General features: G+C 46.5%; 2 protein-coding genes. Both read left to right on the plus strand.

The genetic code is table 11. The features are described 5' to 3' along the window. A partial coding sequence (locus G547_RS23710) for a hypothetical protein (RefSeq protein WP_211224583.1) occupies positions 1–414 on the plus strand: 414 nt, incomplete at its 5' end. A 326-nt stretch (positions 415–740) separates the two neighbouring features. Continuing rightward, positions 741–1,172, plus strand: coding sequence for a hypothetical protein (locus tag G547_RS21845; RefSeq protein WP_036189182.1), 432 nt, complete (start codon positions 741–743; stop codon positions 1,170–1,172). Positions 1,173–1,345: the final 173 nt, after the last annotated feature.

Genomic DNA, 1,345 nt, shown 5'->3' on the forward strand with positions numbered 1-1,345 from the left:
GATTTCCTCTTGGGTGGTGCTGTTCAGGAGTACCGAACAGCGGGTTTGTGGCTCCGTAGAGCCGCTTTAGGGTTAAAGCCTGTGGACAATCCGCTTTGCGGATGGCGTACGCCGGTTGCCCACAGGTTTGCACTCACGCGCCCTTGTCTCGATTCTCTCGACTTATGCGGCTTAATCTTCTTCCAAGAGTTGCTGCCGAAAGATCTCAATGTTGACCATTATGCGTTTGCCTATACGGAGAGTTGGGATATAGCCACGATCAACCCAGCCCCGTACTACCGTGGGTTCATCACCCAGGCCAATCCACTCGGCGAACTTCACCCAGGGAAGGACTGGCGGCGCATTGCGAAAGGTTTCGCTATCAATTTCTTGGAAATCCATATGGTTTGTCTCGCTAGGTTTAATCATCTTTAAAATTACTTGCATGTGCATTCATCCATGGGGTGGTCACATACAGGGGAGTCGCACTCGGGGCAGCGGCGCCAGCCGGCCGTATACACGTCGAACATGTGACAGCATTGACGGCAGAAGAGGACCTTCTTATTCCTGGACGTGTCTGCTGTAGGATGTCTAGGGGAAGTTATGAAGGTTTCGCTATCAACTTCTTGAAAGTACATGCGGGTTGCTCCAATATATGTAATCCATGTGCGATTTAATATGTATTAAATTACATGCTATTTGAGCACAATTTATTGGCTTATGCAATATATTACATTGCATTTTTTACGTGATTTGTATCTATGAGCGACGTCATTGAAAGAATTAAGGTTATTTGCCAGCTAGAAAAGCTCTCTAGGGAAATGCTAGCGTCACGCACGAATATGAATTACACGAGATGGCACAACCTAATGAACAAACGAGGAGTTATCCGGCCGGAAGAGTTGGTTTTGGTAGGCGACGCCTTTCCGAAGTACAAGCACTGGATTGTTTTTGGAGAGGAGTTGCCTAAAGCTGGCCAGATAAGCCCTATGTCAGAGCGCGACAGGCTCAGAAAGATAGACGAGTTGGAAGATTTGAAGAGTATAGGTCGGCTCGATCCAGCGGATGAGCATCAGCTGACTGAGCTCAAAATGAACAATCTGACTCCTTTAGAGGTGCTGGAGAAAATGCAGGAAAGAGAATTGATAAAGCAGCACGAGGGGTTGCCTCCACTTTCGGGAGAAGGGAATTAAAGGCCGTTTGGTGTTGTCTCGTGGCAACAATATTTTATACATGTATAAAATATAGGAGCTACAGATCCCTTATATCAACTGTATTAGTTCAGACCAAATCTGACACTGCCTCTTGAAAAAGGGAGGGTTACCGGTTTTGATTGATGGTGACGAAACCTGAAATCAAAACACAT

It is taken from the genome of Marinimicrobium agarilyticum DSM 16975 (assembly GCF_000423345.1).
In the GTDB taxonomy this organism is placed as follows: Bacteria; Pseudomonadota; Gammaproteobacteria; order Pseudomonadales; family Cellvibrionaceae; genus Marinimicrobium; species Marinimicrobium agarilyticum.